Raw genomic sequence first — 17,758 nt, 5'->3', positions numbered from 1 at the left:
TATGTGAAAATGAAAATATACATTACCCGAAAATTGCCTTCTGATGTGCTTTGCCGTATAGAGAAAAGTGGGTTGCAACTAACGTATAACGATTCTGATATTTTGCCGGAACGCAGTGAGTTTATCAGGAATTGTCAAGAAGTGGATTTGCTATTGAATGTAGGTATGGCACAACTCGATGCCGATTTTATGCAAGCCTGTTCCAATCTCAAGGGAATAGCTCTTGCCAGTGTGGGCTATGATCATGTAGATCTCGAAGCTGCAGCTAAATATGGCATATCGGTATCCAATACTCCTGGGGTATTGAGTAAAACTACTGCAGAAACAGCTTTTTTACTTATGCTGGCTACTGCTCGAAAAGCTTTTTTTCGTGCAGAAGAAGTGAAGAAAGGGAAGTGGAAGGGATTCGGATTTTTGCACGAACTCGGAGTGGAAATAGGTGGTAAAACTCTCGGGATATTTGGACTTGGTAGAATAGGGATTCAAATGGCACGTATGTCGAAAGCTGCTTTTGGTATGGATATACTTTATCACAACCGAAATCGCAATCTCAAGGCAGAGGAAGAAATCGGTGCTATCTATGTAAGTTATGAAGAGCTACTGGAACGAAGTGATGTACTTTCTGTTCATACGAACCTCAGTCCGGAAACGATGTACAAATTTGACGAAGATAGCTTTTCCCGTATGAAACCGAACTCGATTTTTATCAATACCTCACGAGGTAAAGTCCACCGAGAATCCGATCTTATAAAGGCACTCAAAAGCGGTGAAATATGGGGTGCTGGACTTGATGTCACCGACCCCGAGCCTATGCGAGCAGACAACCCCTTGTTGCAAATGCCCAATGTATGTGTATTACCACATATAGGATCGGCTACTATTGAAACTCGTACCGCTATGGCACAAATGGCAGCCGACAATCTTCTCGCTATTTACAGAGGAGAAAAAATGCCACAGGAAATTCGTCTGTAGTTTTGGGTGTTCATTCTACGATATACTTTGTCGTGAACGACAATGCGATAGAAAGAAAACCTGCAATTCAGGATATCTAAAGCGTATTAAAGAACCTAGACACCATTTTATTTTAAGACGACCTATGTAAAAACTGCCTCAGCACGTACTGCAAGATTCCGCCGTGCCGGTAATACTCTATTTCGATATTGGAATCCAATCGGACAACGGCTTTGAAAGTGATATTTTTCCCATCTTTTCCAGTTGCAGAAACCTCGATGACTTTGTTGGGAACAAGGTTGTTGGCAATACCGGAAATATTAAAAGTTTCCTCTCCAGTAAGTCCTAGTTGTGCCGCATCTGTATCGGAATATTGGAGGGGGAGTACTCCCATACCTACTAGGTTGCTTCGGTGTATACGCTCGTAGCTCGAGGCAATCACAGCTTTTACTCCGAGTAGAAATGTACCTTTGGCAGCCCAGTCTCTAGACGACCCGCTTCCGTATTCCTTACCGGCAAGAACGACGAGGGGAATACTGTTTTCCCTGTATTTTGTAGCGGCATCGTATACAGTCATCTCTTCTCCCGTGGGAAGGAATTTGGTATAACCACCTTCTTTAGTTGCCAACTTGTTCTTAATGCGTACGTTGGCAAAGGTACCTCTAGTCATTACTTCGTCATTTCCCCTTCGAGATCCATAGGAGTTAAAATCTGCTCTGGTCACTCCGCGGTTTACCAAGTATTGGCCAGCTGCGGAGGTCTCACTAAAGGCACCTGCGGGCGAAATATGGTCGGTGGTGATACTGTCTCCCAGTACCAACAGAGCATTGGCATTGTGGATATCTTTTACAGGGAGCGGTTTATCGGAGAGGTTTTTAAAGAAGGGAGCTTCTTTGATATAGGTAGAAGCCTCATCCCATCGATATACTTTTTCGGTAGGGATCTCGAGCTCGCTCCATATTTTATTGCCTTTAAATATACTGCCGTAATTATCGGCAAATTGCTGTGGTGATAATATAGATTGCAGGGTTTGGTGTATCTCATCGTCTTCCGGCCATATATCTTTCAGGTATACCGGTTGCATATTGGGGTCGTAGCTAATGGGTTCGTTAATCAGATCTATATCTACCCTACCTGCGATGGCATAGGCAACTACCAGCATAGGCGACATAAGAAAGTTCATCTTGATCTGTGGGTGTATACGCGCTTCGAAGTTTCTGTTGCCCGACAATACCGAAGCTACTACAAGTTCGTGTTCATCTACCGCTTTGGCAATATGGGAGGGCAGGGGACCGGAGTTTCCGATACAGGAAGTACAGCCATATCCTACGACGTGGAATTTCATAGCTTCGAGATCGTCAAGCAGATCGGCTTTTTTTAGGTAATCGGTAACTACCTTCGAACCTGGTGCCAGTGAAGTTTTTACCCAAGGTTTTACATCGAGTCCTAATTCGCGGGCTTTCCGAGCTACTAGTCCGGCACCTACCATCACATACGGATTGGACGTATTGGTACAAGAGGTTATAGCGGCTACTACCACAGCCCCGTCTGAGAGCATGAATTGTTCTTGTCCAACCTTGACAGAGACAACTTTCATACCTTCTTCTTCTTTCGCTTTTATGGTTGTTTTTGGTGGCATAGGCGGTTTGTATCCATCCGCAGGCATATCGCCTCCTTCTGCCGACCATCGAGACAATTGCTCTTCGGGAGTCAGATAAGTGCGTCCGAATGATTGGTGGAGCATATCGATAAATGCCGGTTTAAAATTTTTCAGGGAAATCCTGTCCTGTGGGCGTTTAGGTCCAGCAACTGTAGGTTCTACAGTGGAGAGATCTAGCTCCAGAACGTGGGTGTATTCTATGTTTTCCGAACCCTCGCGCCAAAGCATATTGGCTTTGCAGTATTCCTCTACGAGCTTAATCTGCTTCTCTTCTCGGTTGGTTTGCTGCATATATTCCAGGGTTTTGTGATCTATGGGAAAATAAGTAACCGTACATCCGAATTCCGGTGACATATTTCCTATAGTAGCCCTATCCGGTACCGAAAGATGATCTAGTCCGGGGCCGAAAACCTCCACAAACTTTCCTACAACTCCGTAATTTCTGAGTAATTCAGCGATAGTGAGTACCATATCGGTAGCTGTAGATCCGGGGGGTAATTTTCCACTTAGTTTAAGTCCGATTACCTCTGGCATAATAAAGTAAATGGGCTGCCCCAATATGGCCGCTTCTGCTTCTATACCTCCAACACCCCAAGCGATAACTCCTATGCCATTTACCATAGGAGTATGGCTATCGGTACCCACTAAAGTATCGGGAAAGATATTACCCTCGCGTTCTATCACTGCTTTTGAGAGGTATTCGAGATTTACCTGATGGCATATTCCCATACCCGGAGGAACCACGCTAAAATTTCGGAACGATTGCTGGGCCCATTTCAGAAACTGATACCTCTCTTTGTTTCGAGTATATTCTTTTTCCATATTGCCCTGATAGGCGTATTCAGTGCCGAAGTAATCTACCTGTACCGAGTGATCGATAACCAGATCTACCGGAATGAGCGGATTTATACTCTCCGGATCTTTTCCCTTTCGCGCCACTTCGGCTCGAAGAGAGGCTATGTCTACTACGGCTGGAACTCCGGTAAAATCTTGCATCAGCACTCTTGCCGGTTTAAAGGGAATATCTTTGTCAGAAGCCTCTGGACTCCAGTGTAAAATGGTTTCAATGTTTTCACGTGTAACGGCAAAATCGTCGTAATTGCGCAGCACATTTTCGAGGAGAATCCGGATAGAAAACGGCATTTTATGAATAGCATACCCCTGTTTTGACAACTCGGTAAGACTGTAATAACCATATTCGCCATCTGGCGTTTGGAGTTTTTTTCTGATGTTGAAGATATCGTTGTTCATAAGGTGAAAGTGTGAAGTGAATACCTTAAAGGTAGTTATTTTTTGTGGAATTGTACACCTTTTTTGAATAGTAATCCGGGGCTTAGATACACCGATCGCTGCGCTCCGACGCTCAACCACCTCAGGGAGGTCTCTCTCAAAAAGACAAAGTGAAGGCGTCTGAGTGCTCCAGACTCAATCGGAAGTGTATCGAAGCCTTGGGGATCATGAGGTTTTAACATCCTTTTTTTTGTATTCGGAAGGATTGACCTTAAAGAGCTCTTTAAAACATTTTCTAAAATACTTGAGATCGTTAAAACCGACTTCATAGGCTATTTGGGAGATGTTCATTTGAGACTGAGCGATGAGTAAGGCAGCTTTTTTCAAGCGTATGGTTCTAATAAATGTAGAGATATTCTGACCGGTAAGTGCTTTTATTTTGGTGTAAATAACGGTGCGGCTCATATTCATTTCGGCTACAAACGTTGTGGCGTTGAAGTTCTGGTCGGTATATCCTTTTTCAATGGTGGATATCGCCTTTTGTAAAAAGGCTTCGTCAGTAGAAGTGATTTTTAAATTTTTGGGTTCTAGTGTGATATCATTTCTGAATTTTCTTATTAGGTTGGCTCTTGTTGTAATCAAATTGTCTATTCTTTTTTGTAGTATTCTGGCGTTAAACGGCTTGGTTACATAGGCATCAGCTCCGGTATCAAATCCTTTTTCTTGATATATTTCGGAGGTTTTTGCAGTGAGGAGTATTACCGGAATATGGCTGGTAATCAATGTAGTTTTAACGGATTGACACAATTCGTAACCATTCATTACTGGCATGTTTACATCGCTTATAATGAGGTCTATCGTATTGTTTTGACATACTTCCAAGGCTTCTCTTCCGTGATTGGCAGTATAGATATTATAGCTACTACTGAAAATTTCTGCGATAAACTCCTGTACTTCTCTGTTGTCTTCTACCACCAACAGAGCGGGAAGATCTTGTTTGACACCGGTTTTTGGAAGAGCTGTTGTGACTGTAGTATCTATATTGGAATCCGAAATATCAGGTTTTGCATAAATGTGCATTTCGTCTGGACCTAATGCTTCGTCGATGCGTTCACTTTCGCTGAGGTGTTCATCGCCCATAGGTAGTAGTACAATAAAACGCGTTCCTCGAGATTCGGAGCTTTTTACCTTGATTTGTCCTTTGTGAAGATCGACCAGATTTTTGGTAAGTGCCAGTCCGATTCCCGATCCAGGTTCTTTTCGGGAGTGTTCTAGCTGGTAGAAACGTTCGAATATAAATTTGAGTTGGTGTTTTGGTATTACATCGCCGAAGTTGACAATTTCTATCCTGACAAAATCTGTGGGTTTCGATTGTTGAATATCGGATACTGTAGATATATGTATACCTATCTTTTTGCCCTGATCTGTGTGTTTAAAGGCATTAGACAAGAGATTAAACAATATTTTTTGCAGTTTGACCGTGTCAAACCACATGGTGATTTTGTCTCTTTCGGTGGTGAGGGTGAACGAAATATCTCTGTGTTCGGCAAGAGCATCAAACGATTTTTTGACATTTTCAACAAAGGCCACAATATCGTTTTCCGATGCTTGCAAATTGAGTTTACCCGCTTCACTTTTTCTAAAATCTAAGATTTGATTGATCAGTTGCAGAAGTATTTGTGTATTCCGATACATAATCTCGTGCTGATGCCTTATATGAGGATCACCTGCCTTTTGGCGAATCATTTTTTCCAAGGGACCTGTGATAAGCGTGAGCGGTGTCCGGAAATCGTGTGATACATCGGTAAACAGTCTCAGTTTTAGTCGGTTTATTTCCTGTAGTTTTTCTTTCTCCTTTTTTTCGCGTATTCTCAGTACAATCAGATTTCTTATATATATACTTATTCCGGTGAGTAGGGTAGCGTATAGCAAATAGGCCCACCATGTTTTCCACGGAGCGGGAAGGATCCGGATAAAGACACTGTCTCCTTCTTCATTCCAAACCCCATCGTTATTAGCTCCTTTTACCCTAAAGATATATTTTCCTTTGGGAATGTTGGTGTATACTGCTTGTCGCTGTTTTCCAACGTATTTCCACTCTTTGTCAAAGCCTTGAAGCATATAGGCAAATTCATTTTTTTCGGGCTGCATATAGCTCAAGGCTGTAAAATCTATACTGAAATTGTTTTCGTTGTACTTTAGGGTGATTTGGTTGGTGGAATCTGTAATCTTGAGATAGGGGATATTGTTTACTTCTATATTCCTGATATCGACTGAAGGAACAAAAGTATTAGTGCGTATTTCACTCGGATTAAAGTAGGTGAGTCCGTTTGTTCCTCCAAAAAACAATTCCTTATTTCGGGTTTTAAATGCTGAACCGTAATTGAACTCATTACCTTGTAGTCCATCCGACTGATTGAAGTTCTTTATTTTTTCCGATTCTATGTTGAGCCTGCTTATACCGTTGTTGGTACTGATCCACAGATTACCGTTATCGTCCGAGAGTATTCCGTAGATGATGTCGTTGGGCAAGCCTTCTTTGATACCGTAATTTTTTGTCTTTTTTATTTTTGGATCATACATAAAGAGTCCCTTGCCTTCGGTACCTATCCAGTAGTTGTTAAAATTATCCACGAAGATACAGTTCACATCTAGGGTACCCTCGCCCGATGTATTTTGAAGAGGGATTTGGTTTCTTTCCAGGTTTTCTATATTGATGGTTTCAAGACCGTTATTTCCTCCTATCAGCAGTATATTTGGGTTTTCTGATTCAACTATAGACATTACCATTTTTATATCGTCGTCCAGTTTAGATAGCTGTTTTTTGTGCGAATCGTAAAATATGAGTCCACCGGTGAGTGTGCCGATCCAGATATTTCTGTTCTTGTCTTCAAAAAGGGTTAAAACATTGTAGTCTTTTAAGGAAAGTTTACTCGATTCAGGAAAATCGATTTGTTCAAATTCATATGGCTTTTTTGCCGTATTCAAGAAGTTTACCCCTCCGTCGTGAATCCCGATCCAGACATTGTTTTTACTGTCTATGATGACAGATTTGATATTGTTGGCACTCAAGCTGTTTTTTTCATCGGAGTCGTAGTTGTAATAGGTAATTTTTTTTGTCTTTCTATTGTAAAAATTTATTCCACCTCCTTCGGTTCCTATCCACAAATTTCCGTCGGGATCTTCGGCTATACCGCTCACTACTTTGTAATTGAGTTTGTTATCGCCGTTTCCGGGTAAGATATTTTTAAATGCGCTGTCGTCTCTGTTGTAGTAATTAATACCATCTCCCCAGGTTCCTATCCACATATCTCCTCGTGAGTCGCGAAGAATGCTGTAAATAGAATTTTGGTTAAGGCTTGTCGTGTTGTGCTTATCGTGGGTAATATGCCTTAAGTCTGTGCGCATGGCATTGAGTATGTACAGTCCGGAGTACGTCCCAATCCACAAATTTCCAGCTAGGTCGGCACAGATAGTGCGCACAGCACTGTTAATCGCTTTTTTACCTTCAAACTCATAATCGACAAAGCTGTTTAAAGAGGGACGATATATTGCAAGTCCTTCTTCATATCCCAACCAAATGGTTCCGTCGTGGTCTGAAAATAGTACTGGGGGACTGTTTAGATGGATATCCGTTTTTTGTTTTTGTGGGTAGTTTATATGTTTAAAAGTTTCTTTTTCGGTGTCGTAGAGATCGATAAATCTCGTATTACAAATCCACAGGCTGTCGCTGGTAGCTTTTAAAAAACTCCTAACATTATTGCTGCTCAATGAATTGGAGTTGTTTTCTCCCTTTTGCAATCTTGTGAGCTCGTCAGTTTTGAGATCGATTTGGAGTATACCGTTATTTGTCGCTACCCAGAGTAAGTTTTGGTTTATCTGGGACATCTTCCAGATAATATGATCGTTGGCGGTATTTGAGGATCCGGAATATTTGTAGTGAATAAAGTTGTCCAGCTCAGGGTTGTATTTATTCAGCCCGTTTTGGGTTCCTATCCACAGCCCTCCATAGCTATCTTCGTAAATGGAGTGTATACTGTTGTTGCTCAGGCTTGTGGTGTCTCCCATTTGATGTTTGTACACCACAAAATTACTGCCGTCAAATCTGTTTAGACCGTCTCTAGTACCAAACCATAAATACCCCTTACGGTCTTGTGTGATGGCGAGTACCGATCTTTGTGACAATCCGTCAGCGGAGGTGTAGTGTCTAAATTTTAGATCTTCATTTATAAGTTCCTGGGGCTGTCCGCTAAGGGTGGGTGTATGGCACCAAAAAAATAATATTCCCAGAAAATAGTAAACTTTCATCGTTTTAAAGTTTTTTGCACCGATCAGAATGTACAAAAAAAATTTACACAAGAGCATTTACTTCCGGATTTAGACTGTTCTGTCCCTTTGTGGAACACAAATCGACAGTAGTTCTCAACTTGATAAAGTAGATATATTTCCAAGGTTAAACTCCCTATTTCTCATTCTTCCCAATTATCGGTACGGAACGATGAGGCTGGTAGTCCTGCGAGGTTGAACAAGCTACCTACCAAATAATTGCTCCACCCGTATCGCACAGCAACCGGCTCGGGTACCTCTTTGCTCCAAACCACAAGTTTTCCTCTTGTAATTTTTGCCTCTGCCGGATGAAACTTTCTGTCTTTACCCGCAATAGTAAAGTCGGAGAGTGGTTTGCCAAAATTGAACAATCCGTTTGGGGCATAATCAAAACTCAGATGCACCTTATTGTCTTTTACTTCCATAGCCTTATACACAGGGCCGTTGTACAATATACCTTTATAACCGTATGTTTTCGCAAGTGCCAGATACAACAGGCGTTTTGCCACCTCTCTCTTTTCAGGTGGATGTATAGAGCCTTTACTACCTATATCCATGGTAACGGCCATTCCGGTATTGGTTGTATGCTGTAGGCTGTGTAATTGTGCTTCTCTAAGATAAGCGGAATTGATTTTGCCTTTGTATCCGTACGGCGCTATCTGAACGTAGTAGAACGGAAAATCTCCAAGTCCCCATTCTTCCCTCCAACTGTTTATCATAGCGGGAAAAAGGGTTTTGTATTCCTCATGGTTTCCTCTGTTTGATTCTCCTTGGTACCACAGTACGCCTTTAATGCCGTAGGGGATAAGAGGATGTATCATAGCGTTGTAAAGTACAGAAGCATTGTTTTTGTCCATTTCAGATTTACCCATCTTTACTTTCACGCCTAGTTTTGGGTCGGTCAGTACTTCGTTTCTAGTCCAGGCTTCTACTCGGGTACCTCCCACACTGCTGTTGATAATACCCACAGGAACACCCAGTTTTTCTTGTAGCATACTGCCGTACATATAGGCTACGGCGCTGAAATTAAAAACGGCTTCAGGAGTAGCTTGTTTCCAGCTGCCTTCATAATTCTCCTTCGGATTATCACTCATATCTCGTTTTACGTGAAAAAGGCGAAGTTGAGGGTTGGTACTATTCAGCACAATATCGTTACTGTTATTTATGGGTTGACCGTTGAATCCTTTCATCGGCATTTGCATATTAGACTGACCTGAACACAGCCAGACCTCTCCAAGCAGAACATCACTGAGAACAATTTTCTCCGATCCTTTGATCTCGATAGTATACGGATCACCGGCATCGGTGGTTTTTACGGTCAGTTTCCATTTACCGTCGGCATCGGTCACGGCAGAGGCTTTTTCACCCCATTCTGTAGAAATACTGATTTTGGTATCGGGATTGTCGGTACCCCATATAGAAACTTCCGTCTCTCGCTGTAGTACCATATGATCGGAAAAAAGAGCACCTAATTTGGTTTGTGCAAAGCAAGCTGTACTAATCAGCACACTTATGAAAAACAGTGGTTTTCGCAACATTTTAATTGGGTTTTGGCGATTAATTTCAGGACAGACTTCAGAGCGGATTTTACGGCCACTCACTTATTGTCTTTTTATCAGGATATAATATTACGATTTTTAAAATGATCTCACAATGTCTTTTTTGTGATACGCAACAGGGCTTCCAGATAGTAATAATCGGCATAGTTGAGAGGAACATCTATTTCGTTTCCATGCGGAATACTTCCTACACTGTGTTTTAGCAGAAAATAATCTTTTTCAGACTTACTTCTGAATTTTTCAGAACTCAGCGTATTGAGTATGGTTTCTGCCCGATTAAGGTATTCGCTATCAGAGTATTTGTCGAGTTCGATCCATGCCGAAGCCATGATGGCTCCTGCCGAGGCATCTCTTAGAGCATTGGGAATGTCAGGAGCGTTAAAATCCCAATAAGGAACCCCGTCTTCCGGATAGTTAGGATGAGACAAGATAAAGCCTGAAATTTTTTCGGCCATTTTCAAGTATTTCTCATCTTTTGTATAGCGATAACACATGGTGTAACCGTACAGCGCCCAGGCTTGTCCTCTCGCCCAAGCACTTTCGTCGGCATAGCCCTGTGCAGTTATCCTGCTGTTTACTGCCCCCGTTTCAGGATTGTAGTCTACCACGTGATACGAACTTCCGTCTTCTCGAAAATGTTCCTTCATAGTGGTGTTGGCATGAGCAACGGCAATGTCTTTGTATTTCTGATCCCCCGTGATTTTGAAGGCTTCAAACAGCAATTCCAAATTCATGAGATTGTCTATAATAACGGGAAAAGACCATCCTCGCTTGCTCTGCCAGTTATCTATAACATCCCAACTCTGTATACAACCCACTTGGGGGTTGAATCGGGTAATCAGTGAATTAGCCGCATCGAGCATCACGGCTTTATACTGTTCATCACCCGTTATCCTAAACGCCTTTCCGAAGGAGTTGTTGAATATAAAGCCGAGATCGTGATCTGTAGTGAGGTCTTTGTGATCTACATAGAGTTTTTGAATCGCCTCTGCGGCTTCCCTCCACTTTTCATCTCCAGTCTCTTCGTAGAGCATCCAGCAGGTACCCGACCAAAAACCTTCGGTCCAGTCGTAGGGCTGATGTGTCCATACCATTTCTCCGTCTTTTGTACTTCGAGGGTTGTTGTTTTCTTTTACAGACAACTCTCGAAGTGCGCGGAGTTGCAGTTCGCTTTCCTTTAATCGGGTTGTATTATTTTCTTTGGGAGCACAGCTTAAAATAATAAGAAATGACAAAAAAGCGGTGATTCTAAATAGGTTCATGAGTGTTTATAGGTTTTATCGTTTTACAATTTTTTAATTAATGTTTATACATTTAAGTATCTGTAAAAGAAAAGATTAAAATCTGTTCTCGGTAAGTAATTCGTTCAGTTTTTTCTCCATTCTTTGTACAATAGCGCGGTGTTTTTTTGAGTTGACAAGATTGGTCAGGTCTATTCTTCCTTCTTCGTGATCGTAAAGTTCTCTGTCTAAAATCTCTTTTGGATTTTTATAAGATTGCCAACGCGTAAACCGATAGCGGCCATCGGTAATGGAATAGCCCATTACCTCCCATTTTGTGCGATCTTCTTTTAAGCGCTTTCCTCTTGGGTATTGGCTCATAGCCACTTCTTTTACTGTCTTTTTCGGATTTTTTAATACAGCTGCCAAACTCTTTCCCTGCAGATGCTTAGGTTTTTCTATTCCTGCCAAATCACATAGGGTAGGATAGACATCTACCAATTCTGCCAGCGATTCGGTTTTTTTTCCTTTTAAGAGATCGGGGTCGCTTATAATCAGCGGAACGCGAGTGTCTAACTCTACATTGGAGTGTTTGCACCATCTGCCGTATTCGCCCAGCTTCCAACCGTGATCACCCCAGAGCACTACTATGGTGTTTTCTCTGATACCCAATTCGTCGAGGGTGTTCAACAGCTTGCCTACTTGTGCATCCATCAAACTTACTGCAGCGTAATATCCGTGTATAAGGTTTCGGCTGAGATCGTCCGGGAGTTCACCTTCTTTTTTGTACTGTAGCATACCGTGATAGGAGGTCAACTCGCCCGACCAACGGGGTAGGGAGTATTTTGAAGCTCCTACGGGATCTTTCCGTTCCGGTATTGTAATATCGTCTGGATTGTAGAGGTCCCAATACTTTTTAGGGGCTATAAATGGCAGGTGGGGCCTTACAAACCCTACGGCCATAAAAAACGGATTGCCTTGGTCTTTTAATGCGCGTATTCGCTCTACGGCAATACGGGCTACAATAGCGTCCGACATTTGTTCCTCCGGCATATTAGATTTGTAATAAGGAAGCCGTTTTCCGTTTATTCTGGGAAAGTCAGATTCCAACCCTGTAGTATCGCCATGCCTTATTTTTTTTAACTTCTTTCTTTCAATTGAAGAATCCCATTTCGGCACAGACCACGACAGGCTATCGTCTTGATTACCGTGACCGGTGTGATAAATTTTTCCTACGGTTTCGGTGGTATACCCATTGTTTTTAAACTGTTGGGGTAGGGTGACTACATCGGGTGCGGTGGTTCGAAAAAATGTACTTAGATCGTATATGTTCAGTGCATCTGGGCGCAATCCGGTCATAATACTATTGCGCGATGGCGCACAAACTGCCTGTTGGCAATAGGCGTTTTCAAACAGCATACCTTCTGTAGCTAGTTTGTCAATATTGGGAGTTTTTATGTAGTTGGCACCATAACATCCCAATTCAGGACGCAAGTCGTCTACTGCGATAAACAGTATATTCTTTTTTTGAATATTGGTCTGCTGTGCCGTTAAAGGGACTAGGCACAAGCAACTGATAAGGGAGCTGAAAAAGTGAAAATATTTGACAATTGAACATCTCATAATTTGAGTTTTTTAAAGAGAGGAGTTCTCTTTTTTAGAATTGACAATATAGTGTGTTTTTAACTTGGAGAGCAGGGGGTAAATGTCTAAACATGAGGTGTAAACCATCTGTTTTACAAAGTGAAATAATCAAGGTGATATAGGTTTTGGAGACGGCAATTAGCGAGATGTTATGGGGTCAACACTCAAAATACCCCCGTGAATTAGACAATAAGCCCCCCTTTATTGTAGTTTGTTTTTTTGATATTTGTTTAAATCTCATTTTGTTATTAAAAATTAACCAAATACACTTTTTTTTAATCAATAAATTATGAAAAATAAAAAATTGATTTTGCTGTGGTGCTGCATTATGTCAATGATCGCTTGTGAGGAGTCCTCCTTTAAATCAGAATTGGAGGACTTTCAGGTTCCTTCAGATTTGAAATACGCCAGCATTACTGATGCAAGGGAAACCAAAGCCATTGTAACAGCGGCTCCAACAATCCAAACAGGTGGACTCACACCTACCTTTGAAATAGTTAGTATAAGTACAGAAGACGGTACGGTATTAGACGATTCTTATATGGAGTATATAAGCGTTGGAGAAGTCACTTCAGGGGATTATCAAGTAGATCCAGAATTGGGAAAAGTGGATGAAAATGGAAATCCGATTACATTTTACACGGCAGAAAATGCTTCTCAAAATGGTATTATCTCTATAGCCGATGGTCATGAATTTACTGTAGGGGATTATTATTTTACTATAAAGGTAACTACGGAGTCTGACGGGGTAAAGTACGAAACCACCTTTGATGATGCTTTCCATCTTTTTGTATCGCCACTTTTACCCAGCAATCTGATTTACTCGCTTAAAAATCAGAATTTGGTATACGGAGATCCGGAGAGTAAGACTCGAGAGCCTATACTGCCTAATTCCAATCCGGATGTCAGTTTTGAGTTGGTAGATTATACGGACAAATTGCAAATTGACCCTGAAACGGGATCGATCTCCCTTGCTCCCGGCTATGCTTATTCTACTTACGATACTATATCGCCAACTGTTAAGGTGATAAGTAATATAACGGAGGAATCGGTGGTGTTTGAGGATAAGGTAACTACCATTATTACAGATAAGCCTGAGGAGATGCCTGTCGAAACCATTAATATATTTTATCCTACCCTAAGAACTTCTGGACTATTTCCCACATCAGGAGAAGGATTTTCAATTCAGGTGGATAATCCGGGTGAGGCAAGAAGTATTTGGGGTAATTTAGGACACGGGGCTATGCGAGATTATGTGGGCCCTCCAGACAGACCCGAAGAGAATACGTCACAAACCATTTTGGGTAGTCAGACCTATGCCAACGGTTCAAGCACTACAAAGCCTAACGATACTTGGCTCGTAATCAACACTCAAGATCTGACACCCTTTCAGTATGGTTATAAGCTTTCTTTTACATACTATTATCAGGCTCACTATGTTAATTATTTGGCAGATGGGCGCACACCAACTGATATGGAGGTGTACATTTCTACCGATTATACTGGAGGAGATATACGAGATCCTGAAGGAAACTGGCTTAACGGTACCTGGACGCAAGTAAATGAAGTAATAAGATGTAGGAGAGCTACAGTTCAATTGCACAGCGATGAATGGGGAGAAGAATTTATTGGAACACCGTATCCGGGGTATCAAACCGGACCAGATCCCGATGGAAGAAAAAACCCTGATAGACCAGTTAATGGCTATTGGATAAAATGTGAGTACGATATACCAGTCGATCAGATTTCTCCCAACTTTACGGTTGCTTTTAATATAAGGTCTTATTTCGAAGGAGAAATATTAAACAATGATGTTGTTCCGGGAAGGGGAGGAATATATTTCTTCTCCGACTTTAACTTCAAAGGAGTAGAAATTCCGATAGACTGATATTGTATCCGAATTATTTATAAAACCAATAAATTATTTGAAGACTGCTCTTAGAGCTGTTACTAAGGGTATTGTGCCGCAATCACAACCCTTAGTATAAGTCTCTTCTTTTGAAGATAGGGCACACTACAGGTTTTCCAAAGCAAAAAATAAATATATGAAACCAATCAAACTTTTATTAGTATTACTGTTTTTACCGGTAATTTGCGCTTTCTCACAAACGACTGTTACAGGTACGATTACAGACGATGAGGGTGCTCCAATACCGGGGGTAAACGTGGTTGTAAAAGGAACCCAAAGAGGAACCACAACCGATTTTGATGGAAATTATGTCCTTGAACGTATAGAACAATCAGATATACTGGTGTTTTCCTATATAGGATTTGTGACAGTAGAAAAAAATGTGTTTAGTCAAACGGTGATTAATGTCTCGATGGAGCCGGATCAAGTAAGGCTGAATGAGGTAGTAGTTATCGGTTATGATGAAGTGCGTCGAAAAGACCTTACCGGTTCGGTATCTGTGATAACCCCGGAGGAGTTAGTGCAAGCCCCGACTTCCAATTTTGATGAAGCCCTTTCGGGTAGGGCAGCTGGGGTACAGGTTACTGCTAATGACGGGACACCGGGAAGTCCTTTGCAAATCGTTATTAGAGGAGGAAACTCGATTACGGGCGACAATTCACCTTTGTATGTGGTAGATGGTATTCCCCTTGAAGATTTCGATCCGTCCAGTATCAATACTCGAGATATCGAAAGTTTTGATATCCTAAAAGACGCTTCTGCAACGGCTATTTACGGTTCTCGTGGTGCCAATGGTGTAATCGTAATTAACACCAAAGGTGGACGATCTGATGGAAAAACTGATGTCAATATAAGTTCTTTCTCCCGTATACAGGTAATCCCCAACAGACTGGACGTGATGGGGCCTTATGAATACGCCAAATTCAGAGAGAAATTGGCTTATGCTAACGACGGTTATGTGCCTGGGATTAATGTAAGTATGTTTGAAACTAACTGGGTCGATCCCGAGTTGTATAGAAATGTAAAAGGAACCGACTGGCAGGATGAGATTTTCAGAACAGCATATACTACCAATCACAGTCTTTCCCTGAGTACAGGTAATGAAAAAACAACCTTGTATTACAGTGGTAATTACTTAGATCAAGAAGGAACCCTTATAGCAACCGGATATCGAAAAATTAATAACCGCTTGAAGTTTACACATAAAATAAAGGAAAACCTTGAAGTTAATGGACAGATAGATTACAGTAATGTAAGGAGTACGGGATTACAAGTGTCTGCAAATTTGAGGAATAGTGTTATTAGAGATGCCGTTTCTTTTAGGCCAGTTGATCCTATTAATTGGAGTGCCGCAGACGAAGAAAATATTTACGATCAAGATCCCTATCTTTTCGATCCTGTCAAAACATTAAATAATACTGATCGGCAAGTAAAGAATGATTTTCTTTCCGGTACTTTGGGACTTAGATATAGATTTTTAGATAAATTCACTCTTAGCCTAAGTGGAAATTACAGAGCTACTTTTAATCAGTATTCTTTGTTTTATAAGGCAGAAACTCAAGAAGCAACTCGGACAAACAGAGGGATAAATGGTTTGATAAATGATTATAGACGGGATATTTTTTCAACATCAAATACCTTGAAATTCGACGATCAGAAAGGTGATCACAGATATGGTGCACTTGTCGGACTTGAACTTCAACGATGGACACAGCGGAATTCAAATTTGAGGAATACCAATATCCCCACAGATCAATTTGGTATAGATAACTTAGGAATAGCAACTACGGCTACAATAGCAGGGACTTCCTATTCGAGTAATGCCTTGTTGTCTTATTTTGGACGACTTAACTATTCTTATAAAAACCGATATCTCGCAACAGTTAATTTTAGAGCGGACGGTTCTTCAAAATTTCGAAAAGAAAACAGATGGGGCTACTTTCCTTCCTTTTCAGTGGCATGGAGAATATCTCAAGAAGAGTTCATGAAGAAATTAGATGCTATATCCGATCTTAAGATCAGAGCTGGGTGGGGGTCTACCGGGAATAATCGTATCGGTAGTTTTGATGCGTTTAATATGTTTGCTGTCAACTCTTCCAGTGGATACGTATTAGGTCCTAACCAGGAGTTTGTACCCGGAGCTTTCCAAAGCAATATGGCGGTGCCTGATCTGCGTTGGGAGAGAACCGACCAAACGAATATCGGATTGGATTTAGAATTTTTAAAGCGTTTTAGTCTGACGGTTGATTACTACAACAAGAGAACAAAGGATTTGTTGCTAAATGCCGAAATGGCTTTGAGTACAGGGTTTAACACGGTGCAACAAAATGTTGGTGAGGTCTCTAATGAAGGGGTGGAATTTTCGTTGAACTTTGACAATATTCGAAAAGAACGATTCCGCTGGAGTACAGATTTTAATATTGCTTTTAATAGGACTAAAACAATAAAATTAAACAGTGGGCAGGATGAAATACTTATCGACCCTCAATGGGATGCCCAATTTATGCAAGCAGAATACCAGTATACTACCCGTGTAGGTCATCCCGTTGGGATGATGTACGGGCTTCAGTTTGATGGACTGTATCAGATGGAAGACTTTGAAATAGTAGGAGGTGACTATCAATTAAAGGAAGGACAGCCAACTTATCGGACTATAATGCGTCCAGGGATGGTAAAGTTTAAAGATCTCAATGGAGACGGAGTGATCAATGAAGATGACCGAACTATAATAGGAAATCCGCAACCCAAACATATCGGAGGATTGTCCAACAGTTTTAAAATTGGATCTTTTGATTTTCAATTTCTCCTACAGTGGGCCTATGACTTCGATATTTTAAACGGAAATAAATCCGAATTCGGAAGTATCTATAAGATAACAAGAAATGGATTGACTTCTCTAAACGATATCTGGACTCCTACCAATACTGATACAGATATAGGAGGAATGAGATTTGACGGAAGGAATTTAACAGCTCCTTTTGGTTATAAATTGGATAGCAGGCATATTGACGATGGCTCTTATTTGAAACTCAAAACCATTGTGTTAGGGTACAACTTGCCGCAAGAACTACTTGAAAAGATCAAGATAAAGAGATGTAGGTTGTCTGTCTCTGCACAAAATATATATACCTGGACGAATTACGAGGGTTATGACCCCGATGTATCGGTGGGAAGGTATGGAGCCTTGACTCCGAGATTGGATTATTCCGCCTATCCGCAAAGTATAACGATATCTGGAGGAATAGAGCTTACATTTTAA

The 17,758-nt window shown here is 41.2% G+C and carries 8 protein-coding genes; 3 read left to right on the top strand and 5 right to left on the bottom strand.

Annotated features, from left to right (window positions below):
* The first annotated feature begins 9 nt into the window (after positions 1 to 9).
* Positions 10 to 972: a 2-hydroxyacid dehydrogenase gene (locus ACYZZR_RS06390; protein WP_461533165.1), complete on the top strand. Its 963-nt coding sequence runs from the start codon at positions 10 to 12 to the stop codon at positions 970 to 972.
* A 112-nt stretch (positions 973 to 1,084) separates the two neighbouring features.
* On the opposite strand, the gene acnA is transcribed toward ACYZZR_RS06390, so the two are convergent.
* The 5 genes from acnA to ACYZZR_RS06365 all read right to left on the bottom strand — a co-directional run bounded on the left by acnA (position 1,085) and on the right by ACYZZR_RS06365 (position 12,569).
* Complete coding sequence (gene acnA, locus ACYZZR_RS06385) at positions 1,085 to 3,862, bottom strand: aconitate hydratase AcnA (protein ID WP_461533164.1); 2,778 nt, start codon at positions 3,860 to 3,862, stop codon at positions 1,085 to 1,087.
* Positions 3,863 to 4,066: 204 nt separating this feature from the next.
* Entirely contained in the window at positions 4,067 to 8,149 is a 4,083-nt protein-coding gene (locus ACYZZR_RS06380; RefSeq protein ID WP_461533163.1) for a hybrid sensor histidine kinase/response regulator transcription factor, read from the bottom strand.
* A 161-nt stretch (positions 8,150 to 8,310) separates the two neighbouring features.
* On the bottom strand, positions 8,311 to 9,705 hold the full coding sequence (locus tag ACYZZR_RS06375; RefSeq protein ID WP_461533162.1) for a sialate O-acetylesterase: 1,395 nt from the start codon (positions 9,703 to 9,705) through the stop codon (positions 8,311 to 8,313).
* 110 nt (positions 9,706 to 9,815) lie between these two features.
* Positions 9,816 to 10,988, bottom strand: a complete 1,173-nt coding sequence (locus ACYZZR_RS06370; RefSeq protein WP_461533161.1) for a glycoside hydrolase family 88 protein — start codon at positions 10,986 to 10,988, stop codon at positions 9,816 to 9,818.
* 75 nt (positions 10,989 to 11,063) lie between these two features.
* Positions 11,064 to 12,569, bottom strand: coding sequence for a sulfatase (locus tag ACYZZR_RS06365; RefSeq protein WP_461533160.1), 1,506 nt, complete (start codon positions 12,567 to 12,569; stop codon positions 11,064 to 11,066).
* A gap of 310 nt (positions 12,570 to 12,879) precedes the next feature.
* Here ACYZZR_RS06365 and ACYZZR_RS06360 point away from each other — a divergent pair, with 310 nt between their 5' ends.
* Both ACYZZR_RS06360 and ACYZZR_RS06355 read left to right on the top strand, forming a co-directional pair.
* Positions 12,880 to 14,478 (top strand): hypothetical protein, encoded by a 1,599-nt coding sequence (locus ACYZZR_RS06360; RefSeq protein WP_461533159.1) that lies wholly within the window; start codon positions 12,880 to 12,882, stop codon positions 14,476 to 14,478.
* A 157-nt stretch (positions 14,479 to 14,635) separates the two neighbouring features.
* On the top strand, positions 14,636 to 17,758 hold the full coding sequence (locus tag ACYZZR_RS06355; protein ID WP_461533158.1) for a SusC/RagA family TonB-linked outer membrane protein: 3,123 nt from the start codon (positions 14,636 to 14,638) through the stop codon (positions 17,756 to 17,758).

The sequence above is a fragment of the Sinomicrobium sp. genome (assembly GCA_029266035.1).
In the GTDB taxonomy this organism is placed as follows: Bacteria; Bacteroidota; Bacteroidia; order Flavobacteriales; family Flavobacteriaceae; genus Sinomicrobium.
Note: the sequence above shows the minus strand (reverse complement) of the source record. Positions and strands in the feature narration are given on the sequence as shown.

Excerpts from the sequence above, each read along its gene's own strand:
- acnA (WP_461533164.1), bottom strand. The coding sequence starts at position 3,862 with ATGAACAACGATATCTTCAACATCAGAAAAAAACTCCAAACGCCAGAT.
- ACYZZR_RS06365 (WP_461533160.1), bottom strand. The coding sequence starts at position 12,569 with ATGAGATGTTCAATTGTCAAATATTTTCACTTTTTCAGCTCCCTTATC.
- ACYZZR_RS06370 (WP_461533161.1), bottom strand. The coding sequence starts at position 10,988 with ATGAACCTATTTAGAATCACCGCTTTTTTGTCATTTCTTATTATTTTA.
- ACYZZR_RS06380 (WP_461533163.1), bottom strand. The coding sequence starts at position 8,149 with ATGAAAGTTTACTATTTTCTGGGAATATTATTTTTTTGGTGCCATACA.
- ACYZZR_RS06355 (WP_461533158.1), top strand. The coding sequence starts at position 14,636 with ATGAAACCAATCAAACTTTTATTAGTATTACTGTTTTTACCGGTAATT.
- ACYZZR_RS06375 (WP_461533162.1), bottom strand. The coding sequence starts at position 9,705 with ATGTTGCGAAAACCACTGTTTTTCATAAGTGTGCTGATTAGTACAGCT.
- ACYZZR_RS06390 (WP_461533165.1), top strand. The coding sequence starts at position 10 with ATGAAAATATACATTACCCGAAAATTGCCTTCTGATGTGCTTTGCCGT.
- ACYZZR_RS06360 (WP_461533159.1), top strand. The coding sequence starts at position 12,880 with ATGAAAAATAAAAAATTGATTTTGCTGTGGTGCTGCATTATGTCAATG.